7 protein-coding genes and 1 pseudogene are annotated in these 18,577 nt (G+C 46.7%); 4 read left to right on the forward strand and 4 right to left on the reverse strand.

Annotated elements, in window-relative coordinates:
• Position 1: 1 nt before the first annotated feature.
• Entirely contained in the window at positions 2 to 757 is a 756-nt protein-coding gene (locus tag A136_RS20835; RefSeq protein WP_029235189.1) for a TRAP transporter small permease, read from the reverse strand.
• Positions 758 to 821: 64 nt separating this feature from the next.
• Positions 822 to 1,817, reverse strand: a complete 996-nt coding sequence (locus tag A136_RS20840) for a TRAP transporter substrate-binding protein (protein WP_017064087.1) — start codon at positions 1,815 to 1,817, stop codon at positions 822 to 824.
• Positions 1,818 to 2,163: 346 nt separating this feature from the next.
• Here A136_RS20840 and A136_RS20845 point away from each other — a divergent pair, with 346 nt between their 5' ends.
• The gene (locus tag A136_RS20845; protein ID WP_004736070.1) at positions 2,164 to 2,571 is read left to right on the forward strand and encodes a thioesterase family protein; all 408 of its coding nucleotides are present in this window, start codon (positions 2,164 to 2,166) and stop codon (positions 2,569 to 2,571) included.
• A gap of 75 nt (positions 2,572 to 2,646) precedes the next feature.
• Here A136_RS20845 and A136_RS20850 read toward each other — a convergent pair whose 3' ends face one another.
• Positions 2,647 to 3,459: a 4'-phosphopantetheinyl transferase family protein gene (locus A136_RS20850; RefSeq protein ID WP_017060627.1), complete on the reverse strand. Its 813-nt coding sequence runs from the start codon at positions 3,457 to 3,459 to the stop codon at positions 2,647 to 2,649.
• Positions 3,460 to 4,180: 721 nt separating this feature from the next.
• On the opposite strand from A136_RS20850, the gene A136_RS20855 reads away from it, so the two are divergent.
• From A136_RS20855 to A136_RS20865, 3 genes and pseudogenes are all read left to right on the forward strand, one after another.
• The gene (locus tag A136_RS20855) at positions 4,181 to 12,034 is read left to right on the forward strand and encodes a type I polyketide synthase (protein WP_017064088.1); all 7,854 of its coding nucleotides are present in this window, start codon (positions 4,181 to 4,183) and stop codon (positions 12,032 to 12,034) included.
• Positions 12,034 to 14,082: a PfaB family protein gene (locus A136_RS20860; protein ID WP_017064089.1), complete on the forward strand. Its 2,049-nt coding sequence runs from the start codon at positions 12,034 to 12,036 to the stop codon at positions 14,080 to 14,082. The genes A136_RS20855 and A136_RS20860 overlap by 1 nt, the downstream gene beginning before the upstream one ends.
• Positions 14,079 to 17,303, forward strand: a pseudogene (locus A136_RS20865) (beta-ketoacyl synthase N-terminal-like domain-containing protein); the annotation flags it as partial. The gene A136_RS20860 and the pseudogene A136_RS20865, both read left to right, overlap by 4 nt.
• A 3-nt stretch (positions 17,304 to 17,306) precedes the next feature.
• On the opposite strand, the gene A136_RS20870 reads toward A136_RS20865, so the two are convergent.
• Positions 17,307 to 18,500 (reverse strand): ISL3 family transposase, encoded by a 1,194-nt coding sequence (locus tag A136_RS20870; protein WP_017063708.1) that lies wholly within the window; start codon positions 18,498 to 18,500, stop codon positions 17,307 to 17,309.
• Between the last annotated feature and the right edge of the window lie 77 nt (positions 18,501 to 18,577).

An 18,577-nucleotide genomic window follows, 5' to 3' on the forward strand; every position in this document is an offset into this window, starting at 1 on the left:
ATTAGTCTTCCTTACCGTTAGATTTTGTACTCGACTCATTCGCTTTGTTCTGCGGAGTCGAATTCAATACCGCTGTTGCATCTTCGTCAGGGCCCGCTAGCACGTCTGCTTTCAACGCATCCAGCTCTTCTTCGGCTTCGTGTCCTGCAATCATGCGGTCAAGCTTGCCTGTGACGACTTGGTAAGCAACTTGAGCAAAACGGAACGTTAGCATTGCCATACCAATCGGCAGCGCCATATAAGGAATAAAACGTGGCAGTTTCTCGTATCGCTCGCCTTCATTCAGCCAGTCAGCAAGAAACTGAAGCATCTCTGGCATTGGAATATCGTCGGTCTCGTACCATGCGCGATCGGTCGCGAATGGGTACCAATAATTCCAAGAACCGATAAGAAGTAAGATTGAAAATGCTAGGCAGCTTGTCACGGCGATGAGCGCATACACTTTGCGTAGCTTTTCTGGGGCAAGGTTGATGATCACATCAACACCAATGTGGAAGTGTTTTTTAACGCCATAAGATGCGCCCACTAACACCATCCAAGCAAACATGAACACGGTCAGTTCCAGTGCCCATAAGATGTTGTCATTGAATGCGTATCGAAATACCACGTTGGCAAAAGTAAGTAGCGTCATTGCGCCAAGGAAAAATGCGATTAGTGACTCTTCAATCACATCCGTAACTCTTCCGACTTTGGAAAAAAGAGAGGTTTCCAGTGCTGATTCGCTAGAATTTGGTTGTTCCATTTGAGGCTTTTCCATAATTGACTCCGCTTATAATTGTTTTAATAAGGAGTGACGAATACTCGCCACTCCCTTAGCGGTGTTATTGGTTTGAAGCTAACGCTGCATCGATAAGGTCTGAACCGATGTCTTTTTCAAACTTCTTCCATACTGGTTGAAGTGCAGCTACCCATGCTTCACGCTGTTCAGGCGTAAGTGTACGAACCTCACCACCCGCTTCGATGATGTTGTTTTTGTTCGCTAGGTTAACTTTTGAAGATTCTGCGTTACGCGTCTCAGACACTTCTTGAACGATAGTGCCAAGCTGTGTGCGTACATCTTCAGGTAGGTCTTTCCAGAAGTCGTTTGACGTTACAACTAGGTAATCCAAGATACCGTGATTAGTTTCGGTCACGCCGTCTTGTACTTCAAAGAACTTCTTACCGTAGATGTTTGACCATGTGTTCTCTTGACCATCGATAACTTTAGTTTGCAAGCCACCGTACACTTCTTTGAAAGACATCTTCTGTGGGTTAGCGCCTAGTTGTTCAAACTGAGCCACCAATACATCCGATGCTTGAACACGGAATTTCAAACCTTTTGCATCTTCAGGGCTGATAAGAGGTTTGTTCGCCGACATCTGTTTCATGCCATTGTGCCAAAACGCAAGACCTTGCAGGCCACGACGCTTCATCGCGTTCTTCAGCTTTTCACCAGATTCTGAGTTTTGGAAACGGTCAACGGCTTCTACGTCTTCAAATAGGAAAGGAAGGTCAAAAATGCGGTATTTCTTAGTGAACTTCTCAAATTTTGACAGCGATGGCGCCGCCATATGAACATCACCATTTAACAGGGCTTCCAGTACCTTATTATCATCGTAAAGTGTTGAGTTAGGGAAAACTTGCATACAAGCTTTTCCATTCATTTCTGTGTTTACTCGCTCTTCCAGTAAAGAAGCGGCGATGCCTTTCGGGTGCTTATCGGTATTGGTTACATGACTGAATTTAATCACGATTTCACCAGGGTCACAGTTTGCAGCAGCATTAAAACTTGTAAGCGCCAGAGCAGATACAGACAGCAGGGTAAGAGGCTTAAACATTATTATTCTCCTTAGTAAACAAAGCAGCCCTTCAATGGGAACTGCGTGCTTTCACTAAGGCAATTAGCGCGCCATATTGACACAATTCATTAACAAGCCTTTAACCGCAAGGCTTCATCAGATCTGCCTGCAGTTGTCGCTAACTCGCTACAAAAATTAATGGGTGGAAAATGACACATAGAATATTTGTAAATGGGTGGGAGTTGACCAAAGCATCAGTGATAAATGAGGTCTGACCAAAAGCCCCTTTCACGATGATGCCTTGAAGTAATTTCAACCTATCCTGTAGAGTGCTGCACAACTTAGTCAGATTTACTGATCCACTACTTACCAAGAGTTGCTACCCATGAGTCAGATCTACCATCACCCAGTACAGATTTACTACGAAGATACCGATCACTCAGGTGTGGTTTATCACCCTAACTTTCTTAAATACTTTGAGCGTGCGCGCGAGCATGTGTTGGGCAGCGATAAACTGGCAGAGTTGTGGAATGAACATGGACTGGGGTTTGCGGTGTATAAAGCCAATATGACCTTTCAAGACGGCGTTGAGTTCGCAGAGATCTGCGATATCCGAACCTCTTTTGAGCTCGATGGCAAATACAAAACCTTATGGCGACAAGAGGTATGGCGTAAAGATGCAACCAAACCTGCCGTGATTGGTGATATCGAGATGGTTTGCCTAGATAAAGACAAACAACTTCAGCCTGTACCCGCAGAAGTATTAAAAGCGATGCTTGGCGAAACGAGTTAGCCAATATTACGAATGGCTGAGAGCGAGCCGTGTTCAAGATTAGAAGCTAAAGGTTCTAGTGTAACGAACGTAAACTCAGCCAAGTAGCTTCGATTTGGGGAAGCACTTAATCTCTAATTGCATAGGAAGCGTTGCACCACCAAGCGTCACGGCAAATCGAAACTGGTTATCCAGCCTTCCTAAACTGCATTGCCAATCTGTTGAAGTATTGTCATTTTCAGCAGCATCCAACCCTACACCGTTATGGACAATGATTCCTCCATGTAACTCTGGTCGTAAACCCGACGAATGAACTGGCAGCGTTTGTTGAGTTAGATTGGAAAAATCGAACGAAAAACTTTTCAATGATGTGGCCAACCCCTTACCTGTCGCTTTGATGTACGACTCTTTCAGTGCCCACAAATCAAAAAAACGTTCTCTTTGAGATACCTCATCCAGCTCGAGTAAATCGTTAATCTCAAATTCCGAAAAGTAATGCTTCATGATCGCCGCGATGTTGGTCGAGCTTCTTGCATGTTCTATATCCACCCCAAGCTGTAGTGGTTGCCCTTTCGTTCGGCAGACAGCAATCAGTAAATGATCTTGACTGTGGCTAATATTGAAATTCAGTCCGGTTTTGTGTTGCTGCTCTGCAATCAAGCTTGGTTTGCCTTTTTCACCATACTCAAATCGCCACTCTTCAGCCGTCAAATCAGAGTAGATCGACAGAACCTCTCGTAAGTAGTTACGAACATAGAGCGCTTGGATCTGAGATGAAGGCATTCGATAACGCTCAACCTTAGCGACTTCATCGTCGGTCAGTTTCTGTTTAAGGCACGACACATGATCAGTACCTTCATCCAAATTGCTTAGAGAACAAAGCCACAAATCAACGACTGGTGTTTCCATCTTTTGAGCACTCACTTCTTAAAAATCACTATTCATAAAGCCATCAATAAAACATCAAAACGAACAAATTTAACTCACCTATGATTTGAGATAAACATAGAGAATCTGCGCAGGAAACACCCTTCATATAGGGACTTAAAACTAACTTTTAAAATAATAACAAATTAAAACACAGATCACATTCCACCTTATGGAACAGGCATCTATTAAATGTTACTTACAAAAATCTGACATAGATCTCACCAAGTCAAAATATAGAGTATAAACACTAAAAAACCACCCATACTCATTAATTATCAATAAGTTAATTCCATTAAAAATACAAAAAACAAAAGTTCAGAAAAATCATCTGGTCTGAACAGATCATAGTGGTCTCTGGGAGCATTGTATCGACCACTCACCTCGGGTAGCCTGCTCAACCATTAAACAAAATCACACGTTTTTATTGCGGATACCTGCTTTGCATAAAGCAGTACTTTGGACAGGATTTAAATGGACATCAACCTCACATTCGAATGCCCTCTTATAGCATGAAAAACGTAATCAACCCCTGCAAGTCACTGTACTTCGCACCCCCTATTTCAGTCAGGTGGCCGACTTTCGGTAGCCTTACTCTTCAGCTGCGTTTGTCCAAATCTGTTTCAGATTTATTTTCGATTCAATTAAAAGCGCAGCCTCAAAACACGACATCGCCCTCAGTGATTTCAAGTGGAGACTCATAATGAGCCAACCCGAAAAAAATACCCCGGAATCAGTCGACGACACTCGACTTAATAAACGTCTTAAAGACATGCCTATTGCTATCGTTGGAATGGCAAGCATGTTTGCGAACTCTCGTTACTTAAACAAGTTCTGGGATTTGATCAGCGAAAAGATCGATGCAATTACCGAAGTGCCTGATACGCACTGGCGTCCAGAAGATTACTACGATTCAGATCGTACAACGCCAGACAAATCTTACTGTAAGCGCGGTGGTTTCATCCCAGAAGTTGACTTCAACCCTATGGAGTTCGGTCTTCCGCCAAATATCCTTGAACTGACTGATACGTCACAGCTGCTTTCTCTGATCGTGGCAAAAGAAGTACTTGAAGATGCGAAACTTCCTGAAGGTTACGATCGCGATAAGATCGGTATTACGCTCGGTGTGGGTGGTGGTCAGAAGATCGCTCAAAGCCTAAATGCTCGTCTTCAATACCCTGTTTTGAAAAAAGTCTTCAAGAGCAGTGGCATCAACGACGAAGACAGCGAAATGCTGATCAAAAAGTTCCAAGACCAATACATCCACTGGGAAGAGAACTCGTTCCCTGGTTCATTGGGTAACGTTATTTCAGGTCGTATTGCTAACCGCTTTGACCTTGGTGGCATTAACTGTGTAGTAGATGCTGCGTGTGCAGGTTCTCTAGCCGCAATGCGCATGGCTCTGAGTGAGCTGGTTGAAGGTCGCAGTGAAATGATGATCACAGGTGGTGTGTGTACTGATAACTCACCAACCATGTACATGAGTTTCTCTAAAACACCTGCATTTACCACTAATGAAACCATTCAACCTTTCGATATCGACTCCAAAGGCATGATGATTGGTGAAGGCATTGGCATGGTTGCTCTTAAGCGTCTTGAAGATGCAGAGCGCGATGGCGACAGAATCTACTCAGTGATTAAAGGTGTCGGTTCTTCTTCGGATGGTAAATTCAAGAGTATTTACGCACCTCGCCCTGAAGGACAAGCAAAGGCGCTTAAACGTGCTTACGATGATGCTGGTTTCGCACCGCACACGCTTGGCCTTTTAGAAGCACATGGTACAGGCACTGCTGCAGGTGATGTGGCTGAATTTGGTGGCTTAAACTCGGTATTCAGTGAGAACAATGAAGAGAAGCAACACATTGCGTTAGGCTCTGTGAAATCTCAAATTGGTCACACTAAATCAACCGCGGGTACTGCTGGCTTAATCAAAGCTGCATTAGCACTGCACCACAAAGTACTGCCGCCAACGATCAACGTATCGGCTCCGAATCCTAAGTTAGATATCGAGAACTCACCGTTCTACCTAAACACACAAACGCGTCCTTGGATGAAACGTGTCGACGGTACACCACGCCGTGCAGGTATCAGCTCATTTGGTTTTGGTGGCACTAACTTCCACGTTGTATTGGAAGAGTACACGCCAGAGCACGCTCGCGGTGATAAATACCGTCAACGCCAAGTACCGCAAACTCTGTTATTCAGCGCAGAATCTCGTCAAGCATTGATCAATGAGCTCAAGCAGGTTTCAACTCAAGCTGCCGATGCTGCGTTCAAACTAGAAGCGCTTGCTGAGCAGCACGCTCTACGCGAAGTGGACGCTAAGCACGCTCGCCTTGGTTTAGTCGTGACTGACCAAGCAGACCTTCAAGCGCAACTGACTCAAGCGGTTTCTATGCTTGAGAGCCAAACCAAAACACATTGGCAAATGCCAAACGGTACTAGCTACCGTGAGTCGGCACTGATTGCTGAAAACGGTGCTGGTAAAGTGGCTGCATTATTTGCTGGTCAAGGTTCGCAATACCTAAACATGGGTCGAGAGCTTGCTTGTCATTACCCTGAAATGCGCCAACAGCTTGCTCAAGCGGATCAGGTATTTGGTCAGCACAAGAAAACGGCTCTGTCGCAAATTCTATTCCCAATTCCAACCTTCACACCAGAAGCAACCAAAGCTCAAGAAGCGGTACTAACCAACACGGCCAATGCGCAAAGTGCGATTGGTACTGTGTCTATGGGTCAGTTCGACATCATGACTCAAGCTGGCTTCAAAGCCGACATGGTCGCAGGACACAGCTTTGGTGAGCTAAGCGCACTATGTGCATCGGGTGTTATCTCGCAAGACGATTACTACCAGCTAGCTTTCGCTCGTGGCGATGCAATGGCGGCGACACCTGAACAAGGCGACAGCGGTACTATGTTTGCGGTCATTCTAGACGCAGACAAACTTCCAGCCGTTGAAAGCTGCATCAGCCAATTCGAAGGCGTGAGCATTGCCAACTACAACGCTCCGACTCAATTGGTTATTGCGGGTCCAACAGCAACCGTTCAGCAGGCAGCCCAAGCGCTAACTGAGCAAGGCTTCAAAGCAATTGCTCTGCCAGTATCTGGTGCTTTCCACACCCCGCTTGTTGCTCATGCTCAAAAGCCATTTGCAGCTGCAATTGATAAAGCTTCATTTAGCGCTCCAACGCTGCCGCTTTACTCAAACGCAACGGGCAAACTGCACAGCAAAGACGCTAAAGCGATTAAGAAAGCATTCAAACAACACATGCTGCAATCGGTTCGTTTCAGCGAGCAAATTGAAGCGATGTATGAAGCAGGCGCGCGCGTATTCGTTGAGTTCGGTCCGAAAAACATTCTTCAAAAGCTGGTTGAGAAAACACTGGCTGATAAAAACGAAGAACTTTACGCAATCAGCATCAACCCAAGCCCTAAAGGAGACAGTGACCAACAGCTTCGTTTAGCTGCGGTTCAACTGTGCGTGACAGGTGTTTCATTAGACAACATTGACCCTTACCAAGCTGACATTGCTGAACCTGCAAAGGCATCACCAATGAACATCAAGCTGAATGCAACCAACTACATCAGCCCTGCTACTCGTAAGAAAATGGATCAATCATTGGCTTCGGGCAACGTCACCGAAAAGACTGAGATTGTTGAAGTGAAAGTTGAAGTCGAGAAAATCGTGGAAAAAGAAGTGATTAAAACAGAAATCGTTGAAGTACCTGTGGCTGCTCCTCAAGCTTCAAATGTACAACAGTCAGTTGCAGCAGCGCCAAGTGCACAAGTAGCTCAGCAACCTCAAGTGGCGCAAGCTGCACCAACGACTATTCAGCCAGCAGCTCAAGTAACGGTTGATGAATCTTCACTGCAATCGTTCTTCAATGCTCAACAACAAGCAGCAGAAGTACATCAGCAGTTCCTTGCAATTCCTCAGCAATACGGTGACACGTTCAACACCCTAATGTCTGAGCAAGCGAAAATGGCAACAGCAGGCGTAACAATTCCAGAGAACCTGCAACGTTCTATGGAAATGTTCCACCAGCACCAAGCTGAAACGCTAAAAGCTCACGCTCATTACCTAGAGATGCAAGCACACAGCAACAACTCAGCACTTAATATGCTGACGCAAGGTTCAGTACAAACGACACAACCAACCTTCGTTGCGCCAGTAAATGCTCAGCCAGTAATTCAAGCTACACCAACAGCTATCGTTCAACAGCCTGTAGCTCAAGTACAAGCGACTACTGTACAAGCCGCGCCAGTTCAAGCCCAGTCTGTTCAAGTTACGCCAGTACAGAAAGCAGCTCCTGCACCACAAGTAGCGGCTCAAGCGGCAGCGCCTGTTGCAGCTCAACCTGTGCCAGTTAAAGCGCAACCGGCTCCTGTGGCTGCACCAGTGGCAGTACAATCAGCCGATGCTGAAAAAGTGATGCTAGAAGTGGTCGCCGAGAAAACGGGTTACCCAACGGAAATGCTTGATCTAGAAATGGACATGGAAGCAGACCTTGGTATCGACTCAATCAAGCGCGTAGAGATCCTTGGTACCGTTCAAGACGAAATGCCGAACCTACCAGAGCTGAACCCTGAAGATTTAGCTGAATGTCGTACTCTTGGTGAAATCGTTACCTACATGAACAGCAAGATGCCAGCATCAGCGCCTGTGGCAGCAAAGCCAAGCGCAACTGCTCCTGTTCAAGCTGCTAACGGTCTTGATGCAAAAGTCGTTCAACAAACCATGCTAGAAGTGGTTGCTGAGAAGACAGGTTACCCAACGGAAATGCTTGATCTAGAAATGGATATGGAAGCAGACCTTGGTATCGACTCAATTAAACGTGTTGAGATTCTTGGTACGGTTCAAGATGAACTGCCTACTCTTCCAGAGCTAAACCCTGAAGATTTAGCTGAGTGCCGTACTCTTGGCGAAATCGTTGCTTACATGAACAGCAAGCTTCCGGCTTCTGCTCGTGTAGTCGCTCAAACTGCAGCAACTTCAGTTCAAGCAGCTAGCGGTTTAGATGCGGCTGTCGTTCAGAAAACCATGTTAGAAGTAGTCGCAGAGAAGACGGGCTACCCGACTGAAATGCTAGATCTAGCAATGGATATGGAAGCCGACCTTGGTATCGACTCAATCAAACGTGTTGAAATTCTAGGTACAGTTCAAGACGAGCTACCGACTCTTCCAGAGCTAAACCCTGAAGACTTAGCTGAATGTCGCACTCTGGGCGAAATCGTAGCCTACATGAACAGTAAGCTTCCAGCTTCTGCTCCAGTAGCGGCTCCAGTAGCGGCTCAAGCATCTGCACCAGCGCAAGCAGTATCAAACAGTTTAAACGCAGAACAAGTTCAAAGCACAATGCTGAGTGTAGTCGCTGATAAAACAGGCTACCCAACAGAAATGCTCGACCTAGCAATGGACATGGAAGCAGACCTTGGCATCGACTCAATCAAACGTGTTGAGATCCTTGGAACAGTTCAAGACCAGCTACCAACATTGCCAGAGCTAAACCCTGAAGACCTAGCTGAGTGTCGTACTCTGGGTGAAATCGTTGACTACATGAACAGCAAGTTAGCTCCTAGTTCGGAAGCAGCGACAGTAGCTCCTGCTGCAGAAGTAGAGGCAATTGTAGAAAGCGCAAGCAACGACCTAAACCCTGCTCACGTTCAATCAACAATGATGGAAGTGGTTGCCGACAAAACAGGCTACCCAGCAGAAATGCTCGACCTAGCGATGGACATGGAAGCAGACCTTGGTATCGACTCAATCAAACGCGTTGAGATCTTGGGTACGGTTCAAGACCAGCTACCAACGCTGCCAGAACTAAACCCTGAAGACCTAGCTGAGTGTCGTACGCTTGGTGAAATCGTTACTTACATGCAAAGCAAGCTATCCGCTGCTGCACCCGTAGCGACTCCAAAAGCTGAATCAGTAACGCCTATCGCAGAAACAGCGACAGCGGAACTTCCTCCACACAATGAGGTAGCGCTAAAAAAGCTACCAGCGGCAGATAAACTCGTCGATTGTTTCTCAAAAGACGCTTGCGTCGTGATCACAGATGATGGTCACAACGCTGGTGTTCTAGCAGAAAAGTTGACCGCTAACGGCATTCAAGTTGCCGTAGTGCGTAGTGCCCTTTCTGCCGCGTCACCTTTAAACAGTGAAATCGCAAGCTACACACTCAACAGCATCGATGATGCTGGTGTGACTGCAGTTATTAACGACATCGAAGCAGACCTTAAAACGTCAAACAAAGTGATTGCTGGCTTCATTCATTTACAAGCTATCGTTGATGCGAAACAAAGCAACGAGCAAGCGGTTAACTTGAATGCAGACTCCAGAGCTTCACTAACCACAGCGTTCTTATTCGCGAAGCACCTAAATGGCCAACTGAATGCCGTTTCTGGTCGTAGTGTGTTCTTCACACTAAGCTGTATCGATGGTGGCTTTGGTTACCTAGATACTAAGCAACTAGCGAATGCAGAACTCAACCAAGCCGCGTTGTCTGGTCTAACTAAGACACTGAGCCATGAATGGTCAAACGTGTTCTGCCGCGCATTGGATGCTGACGCTTCTATTGATGCTCGTCACCTAGCTGAAGCTATCACAGGTGAACTGTTCGATATCGATACCAACACGGTTGAAATCGGCCTTAGCCATGCAGAAAACGGGGAATCTGGTCGTGCAACATTGATTGCGGCAACACCAGGAGCTACACAAACCAAAAACGCAGGCGCTCAGCTTACCAAGAGCGACAAAGTTCTCGTGACGGGTGGCGCTAAAGGCGTGACGTTTGAATGTGCGCTAACACTTGCTAAGCAATGTAAGTCTCACTTCATTCTTGCCGGTCGTAGTAAGCATATTACTTCAGCTGAGCTACCTCAGTGGGCACAAGGCAAGCAAGAGAAAGAGCTAAAACCAGCGGCTATCGCTCACCTACAAGCAACAGGTGACAAACCAACGCCGAAGAAAGTAGATGCCTTGCTAAAACCAGTATTAAGCAGCCTTGAAATCAATGCAGCACTTGCCGCTTTCAACGAGATTAGCGCGAGCGCTGAATACCTAAGCTTAGATGTGTCGAACCATGAGTCAGTAGCGAAAACGCTGGCAAACTTCGACAACATTACAGGTCTTATCCATGGTGCAGGTGTACTGGCTGACAAACACATTCAAGATAAAACGCTTGATGAACTGAACATGGTTTACGGCACCAAAGTGGGCGGACTAGAAGCAGTTCTTGGCGGTCTTGATAGCAGCAAGCTAAAACTGATTGCGATGTTCTCTTCGGCGGCGGGTTTCTACGGAAACACAGGCCAAAGCGATTACTCGATGTCTAACGAGATCCTAAACAAAGCGGCTCTACAATTGTCAGCGCGTAACCCTCAAGCGAAAGTAATGAGCTTCAACTGGGGACCGTGGGACGGTGGCATGGTCAACGCAGCACTGAAACGTATGTTCACAGAGCGTGGTGTGTACGTAATTCCTCTTCAAGCGGGTGCAGAGCTGTTTAGTTCTCAACTACTGAACGAAACTGGCATTCAACTACTGGTTGGTACGAGCATGCAAGGTTCTGACAACAAGGAAGCTGCTGTAAAAAAGCTTAATGCGGAGTCTGTGCATCTTGCAAAGAGTCCGCTGAATACAAGCATCACTGTGACACGTCATCTTGATCCAAAGGCATTGCCTTTCATTCAAGATCACTGCATTGCCGGTAACCCTGTGTTACCGACAGTGTGTGCCATCCAATGGATGCGTGAAGTCGCAGAGCAACTGTTAGGGGTGAACGTTAGCGTTCACAACTACAAACTGCTGAAAGGTGTGATTTTTGATACTGATGAAGTGCAAGAGCTAACGCTTGTCTTGTCTGCAGACACTAAGAAGCCGTCCTCTGATGCTAAATCAAAAGAGCAGCTAAAAGCAGTGATCAGTTGCCAAGGGCGACCACAGTATCAAGCTCAGTTGCAAGTTGCCTCTGTGCAAGTGTATGAAGATGTTCAACAAGCGTCGACAAAACGCTTTGAAGCTAACTCTTCAACACCAGTAACAACGGCACAAGCTCTATACAGTGACGGCACTCTGTTTCATGGACCAAGACTGCAAGGTATTACTTCAGTTGAACGCTTTGACGACTTAGGCTTACTGGCTCAGTGCCAATTGCCTCGGATTGAAAACAGCGACTGCGGATCATTTATTCCGAAGCAAGGTTTTGGCGATAGTCAGCCATTTGCTGAAGATTATCTGTTGCAAGCAATGCTGGTATGGGCTCGATTGAAATACGGCGCGGCAAGCCTACCGTCTTCAATTGGTGAGTTTGTTTGCTACGCACCGATGCGCAATGGTGACCAAGGTTGGCTAGAGCTGAGCGTGATAAAAAGCACGGCTCGGTCTCTGCAAGCTGATATCTCGCTTTACCACCAAGATGGTCGTTTAAGCGCAGTAATGAAAGGTGCCAAAGTCACCATCAGCAAGAGCTTAAACGACGCATTTTTGCCGAAGTCTAGCTCAGCAGTATCGAAGAAAGAGGCGACTAAAAAAGCAGAAAAGGAGCAATTGTCATAGTGACTGTTCCTACTAATAAAGCGATGCCATTGCGCATAGCTCTTTTAGCTCAGCCAGCAAACGCGGCTGAGCTTTCTGCCGACTTATTTCCCTCGTTCCCAGAGATGATAACTGTTGTGGTTGATGGCAATTTTAATCAAGCACTTGCTCACGCCATCGAGACAGTCAATCAAGGTAATGTCGTTAAGCTCTGTTTGGATCATCACTCACCATCATTGTTGATGTTAAGTGCGCTGAATGCTGCTCAGAATAAGATTCACCCACACGCGAATTTGGCGAGCTTTGTAGATACAGCTACCGGAAATAGCGTTCAGCTTGCTCTGGATATGTCACGCCGCCCCGCTTCAGACTTAAGCCATCAACAACAATACTCCGTCCTATCTGCTTCTCAGCAGTTTGATGAATTGTTGAATATGGTTAATGCGATATCTAGCCGTTCATTACCGAGCCATTCATTACCTAACCATTACTGGTTCACTGAGCCGAACAAAGCACGTATTGCTGCGTTAACTTTCAGTGACGATAGCCAAAAAGCCACCAGCCTGATATTGACTCAAGCGACCGGTTTGCACGAACCAAAACCATTGCTATCCAGCGAGCGTTTGATGTTTGTGGTTTCTGGCTGCGAGCAAACTGAATTGGTTTCTCAGTTGGCCTCACTAAGAGCTGAGCTTAAATGCGTTAGTGATTCGGCAGACAGAGAACTTGCTATCGCCAGCTTGATGTATTCAAACCTAAGTCATTTCCAAAGCGCTCAACACAATGCTGACTGTGGTGCGAATATCGTGATTCAGGCGGCTTCAATCGATGCTGCACTGCAAGAGATCACAGCGCTAGAAAATGCGTTGCCAAAAATAATGGCTGACAATAGCCAATACAAGACTCCAGCAGGCAGTTGTTTCTCACCAAAGCCTCAAAGCAAAGGTGGTGTTGCATTTGTTTACCCTGGCGTTGGCACGGTTTATCCCGGTATGTTGCGTGAATTTCACCACCATTTCCCACAGTTATTTGCTCGTTTAGAACGTGAAGGTAACTTGAAAGAGATGCTGCAGGCTGACAAAACCTATGCTGAAGACGCGCAAGAAATGTCGCTCAGTGAACTGGCAATTGCCGGTGTGGGCAGTAGTTATCTGTTAACACAACTGCTGTGTGATGAATTCAAAGTGCAGCCAGACTTCGCTTTGGGTTACTCCAAGGGTGAGGCTTCCATGTGGGCTAGCTTGAATGTTTGGAAAAACCCACATGCGCTGATTGAGATGACTCAAACCAGTCCTATCTTCACTACGGCTATTTCTGGCGAACTCACCGCAGTACGTCAAGATTGGCAGCTGAACGGCGACGAAAGCATCCAATGGAATAGCTTTGTGGTTCGCAGTGATGCGCAAGCGATTGAAGCTCTGTTACCAGAGTTCCCACGCGCTTATCTCGCTATCATCCAAGGTGATACTTGCGTGCTAGCAGGTTGTGAAAGCACATGTCGTGCACTACTCAAGAAACTGGGTAAACGTGGTATTGCCGCTAACCGTGTTACTGCGATGCACACCACACCAGCGCTGAGTCAGCATAGCCAAGTGCGTGAGTTTTACACTCAACCACTGTTCGACGAGTTGCCAAAGCATATCCGCTTTATCAGCGCAGCAGGTCTACCGACTGGCGCACCAATCAATATAGACAGCGACAGCATCGCCCTTTCGATTGCCGACACTTTCTGTTCGACGCTGGATTTCACCGCGTTGATCCAAAGTGCACGTCAACAAGGTGCGCGTCTGTTTGTCGAAGTGGGTGCCGATCGTCAAACCAGCACATTGATCGACAAGATCAATCGTAGCGACAACGTAGCAGACCAATACTGCACAATCGCTTCCAATGCCAAAGGCGGTGACGATGTTGTCACGCTCATCAAGTGTATTGGCCAGCTCATTACTCATCAAATTCCACTGTCTGTCGAGCCACTTATTCAAGGGCTAGAACAACAGATCACCGCCGCTAAGCAATTAAGTGGTGTGTCTCAAGGCAGCGCAGTGAATCATCAAGGAGAGCTAGTATGAGTTCTCAATCGAAACCATCTCAATATAAATATCAGGCTCAGAATAAGCAGCAAGTGAAGTGCAATAAGATCGCGATTGTCGGTATTGCTAACCAATACCCAGAAGCTGATACGCCAAAAGACTTTTGGCAAAACTTGCTGGATAAAAAAGATTCTCGAACCACATTAAGCGCTGAAAAATTAGGTGCTGAACCTGAAAGCTATCAGGGCGTGCAAGGTGAGTCAGACCGCTTTTACTGTGATAAAGGCGGCTACATCGAAAACTTCAATTTCGACAGCAATGGCTACCGCTTGACAGCAGAATCATTCAACGGTGTTGACCAAAGTTTCCTATGGGCTTTGGATACCAGTCGTAAGGCGTTAGTTGACGCCGGCATTGATTTAAATGCCGATGTTTTAGAGCGTACAGGCGTGATCATGGGTGCCCTTTCGTTCCCAACCACACGCTCGAACGACCTGTTTCTGCCGATGTATCACTCGGTCGTCGAAAAGGCACTACAAGCTAAATTGGCTAATGACCAGTTTTCACTGCTACCAACCAATGAAACCGCGCAAGACCTTAATCCGATCAATGGTGCTGCAGCACACAACGCCTCGAAGTTAGTGGCTGATGCGCTAGGTTTAGGCAACGTGCAACTTAGCCTAGATGCGGCATGTGCAAGCTCAGTGTATTCATTGAAGTTAGCGTGTGATTACTTGAACACGGGCAAAGCCGACATGATGTTGGCAGGCGCGGTATCCGGTGCTGACCCATTCTTTATCAACATGGGTTTCTCCATCTTCCACGCTTACCCTGACCACGGTGTTTCGGTTCCGTTTGATAGCAATAGTAAAGGTCTATTTGCTGGCGAAGGTGCCGGTGTTTTAGTCCTAAAACGCTTAGCTGATGCAGAGCGAGATGGCGACAACATCTACGCAGTCGTTAGCGGTATTGGCTTGTCGAACGATGGCCGTGGCCAGTTCGTATTAAGCCCAAATAGCAAAGGACAAGTACAAGCCTTTGAACGCGCTTACGAGGCATCAAACCTAACCCCAGACAGCATCGAAGTGATTGAGTGTCACGCAACCGGCACACCATTAGGTGACAAGGTTGAGTTAACCTCAATGGAGCGTTTCTTTGCTGACAAATTGAATGGTTCTAACCCGCCATTAATTGGCTCTGCGAAGTCCAACCTCGGTCACTTGCTGACTGCGGCGGGTATGCCGGGGATCATGAAGATGATCTTTGCGATGAAAGAAGGCGTGCTTCCGCCAAGTATTAACTTAGACAAGCCACTATCGTCGCCAGAAGGTTTATTTGGCTCACAGACTCTGCCAACACAGGTTCAACCTTGGCCAAGTAAAGCGGGCAACCCAGAGCGCTGTGCGGGCGTTTCTGTATTTGGTTTCGGTGGTTGTAACGCTCACTTACTGCTTGAAGCATATTCTGACACCAGTCATGTAAACCAGACTTTAGAGTCAGCGTCTCCAAGCCTACAGCCGTCTAATTTAAGCATTACTGGCCTCGCGTCTCACTTCGGTTCTCTGCAAAGTATCAACGCGCTGAGCACTGCGATTGAAACCAACAACGATGCTTTCATTGCTTTGCCTAAGAAGCGCTGGAAAGGTTTAGACCAACATCCAGAACTGCTGAATCAGTTTGGTTTACACGGCATTCCAAACGGGGCTTACATCGATCAATTCGACCTCGATTTCCTACGCTTCAAAGTACCGCCGAATGAAGATGACCGTTTGATCTCTCAGCAGTTGCTACTGATGAAAGTTGCAGACGAAGCGATCAAAGATGCCAAGCTTGTGGCAGGCCAAAAGGTTGCAGTACTGGTAGCGATGGAAACTGAGCTTGAGATGCACCAATTCCGTGGACGCGTAAACCTGCATAGCCAATTGGCTGACAGCTTTGCCAACATGGGTATTGAGCTAACACAAGACGAATACCAATCGCTAGAAACCATCGCGATGGACAGTGTGATGGACGCAGCCAAACTGAACCAATACACCAGTTTCATCGGCAATATCATGGCTTCGCGCATCTCTTCATTATGGGACTTTAATGGCCCTGCCTTTACGATTTCAGCCGCTGAACAGTCAGTTGCTCGTTGTGTCGATGTCGCGCAAAACCTGATGTCGCAAGAATCCATGGATGCAGTCGTGATTGCAGCCGTCGACCTAAGCGGCAGTGCGGAACATGTGATTCTGAAGAACAGCGTGAGCCCAGTGTCGCTTGATCCAAAATTCGGACAACCGCAAGACGGCAGTTGGAATGTGGGCGAAGGCGCAGGTGCAATTGTTCTTGTGGAAGAAGGTCGAGTAGCGAGCAACCAAGACACAGCTTACGGCAGCATTAACGCCTTGGCCTTTGGCTCAAGCGAGCGTAACAACGCCGTTGTTGATGAGTTACTGACTCAAGTCGGTATGAGCTCAAACGATGTTTCTCTGCTTGAGCTTAACCATGCACCTGAGTCTTTGTCACACGAGCTTGTATCTCTCAACTTAGAAGTTACCAAGACCACTCAAGCGAGCCAACGTGTTGGTCACTGCTCTGCAGCTTCTGGCATGGCAAGCCTGCTACACGGTCTCCTCAACCTGAACCTTGAGTCTCTGAATCCAAATATCAGCTCTAAGAGCGCGATTGTTGCCAACATCAGCGAAGGACAATGTTCACAGCTGCTACTAAGCCAGTCGAGTGTTGAATCTCAGTCACTTTCCGTTCGTTTAAGCAATGAACTGGCGAGCGATGCTAAACGTCAATTGGTTAAGCAAGTGACTCTTGGTGGTCGCGATATCTATCAACATATTGCCCAAACCCCAGTGACTAACTTGGCAACGATTCAGCAGAAAGCTTCTGGCAAACAAGCAGCAAAAGTGGCGTCGATTCCAACGACAGCAAACATCAAAGCAGCCCTTGCGCAAAAAGAGTTAGAGAAGAAGGCATTAGCGCAGAACGCGGTAGAGCCAGTCATCGAAACTCCTACATCAGTATCCCCTACTCTGGCGCCAACTCGCCACAGTCAGCTAACAGGTAACCACAGCAATATGACTCATGTCCTATCCGCTAAAAATGGCGTATCAAATATCGACGCTAATACGGATGCAGCATCACAGCCGTCTGTAACACCACACAACCAAGCTTTTGCTCAAAATCAGCAAGCAGCTCAACAGGTACACAAAGCATTCCTGCACACTCGAGCCCAAGGCATGCAGATGGCTGATGCGCTATTAAAAGGTTCATCGCGGCTTTCCGGGGAAAGCCGCTTTTATCTTCAAGAAGAAGTAGTCGGTATCTCGATACCCATACCCCATTCGCTTGATTAGCTTTATCTTGTTGTTTATCCCTTCTAGGGTGCAGGTGTTTAGCGGATAACTTGCCGATGCGATAATACCGTGAAGATAAGGACTCAGTTTTCGTGCGAACTCTTTCAATGGCTTAATTCCACTCTCTTGTACTTGTGCCCACCAAGCCTCCCAGAGCCCTTTAGCATGTGCTTCTGATTCACAATACCAAAGCTCTTTGAGTTGTGCCCCGAGTATATAAGTGGTCATTAAGTCCTTATTGATATTCAATATTTCTGTAAGATAGCTGTCTTGCCGTGGATTTAAGTTGCCTCTATTTTTCAACAACACCCAGCGTGAGCGCTTGACCCATTGCCTCGCTTTTTTATCTTGCTTGAGTTTGTTGGCTTGGTCGACTCTGACTCTATCCATTACCTCACGACCGAACTTAGCAACAACATGGAATAAGTCGTAAACGATTTTTGCGTTCGGGCAGTGCGCTTGAACTTCAAGGTCAAAAGCCGTATTCATGTCCATCGCGACCGCTTCGATATTATTGCCATGCTTGCCTAACAGCTCGAAGAACGGTCGTATGTCCTTGCGGCTACGGCCTAACCCTATCCAAATGACTTGATGAGTCTTAGCGTCAGCAATGACCGTGGCATACCTATGCCCTTTAAAGATAGCGAACTCGTCCATGACGAGTTGCCTTAGCTCTTCCCATTTCACTGACGGCACCACTTGTCGAAGTCGGCGTTTATCTATCTCTTTAATGGTGTGCCAATGTACGCTCGTTAACTGGGAGATATGCTTAATGGGAAGAAGAGGCAGCAGTTGTTCTATATAACTTTTTAGGCGCTTCGTTATACGAGCATAAGGCTCTAACCAAGATAGAGACTCTGTTTTGATGCCGCAGTCACGACACTTAATTCTTCGTGTTTGAACGGAAAGTTCAACAGGAACACCGAGCAACATGGCTTCTTTCACATGACGCCATTGATACTCGTGGATAGCTTCGGCTTCAAGACCACAAAGGCACTTAGCCTCAGAGTTAGGTTTAAGAGTCAGGGTAATAAGTGATGCTGTCTGGTGAGACTTTACTATTTGAAAGCCTTCCCAGAATGAAGATAGGAAAGTATGATTCGGCATGAAAACGGTAGTTTGTGTATGATTTTTGTTTGGCGACTAAACCATATCACTTACTACCGTTTTTGTTTTTAGTTCCC

The organism is Vibrio crassostreae 9ZC13, from assembly GCF_000272045.2.
Classification (GTDB): Bacteria; Pseudomonadota; Gammaproteobacteria; order Enterobacterales; family Vibrionaceae; genus Vibrio; species Vibrio crassostreae_C.

Coding starts and splice junctions, on each gene's coding strand:
- A136_RS20835 (WP_029235189.1), bottom strand. CDS start 757: ATGGAAAAGCCTCAAATGGAACAACCAAATTCTAGCGAATCAGCACTG.
- A136_RS20840 (WP_017064087.1), bottom strand. CDS start 1,817: ATGTTTAAGCCTCTTACCCTGCTGTCTGTATCTGCTCTGGCGCTTACA.
- A136_RS20845 (WP_004736070.1), top strand. CDS start 2,164: ATGAGTCAGATCTACCATCACCCAGTACAGATTTACTACGAAGATACC.
- A136_RS20850 (WP_017060627.1), bottom strand. CDS start 3,459: ATGGAAACACCAGTCGTTGATTTGTGGCTTTGTTCTCTAAGCAATTTG.
- A136_RS20855 (WP_017064088.1), top strand. CDS start 4,181: ATGAGCCAACCCGAAAAAAATACCCCGGAATCAGTCGACGACACTCGA.
- A136_RS20870 (WP_017063708.1), bottom strand. CDS start 18,500: ATGCCGAATCATACTTTCCTATCTTCATTCTGGGAAGGCTTTCAAATA.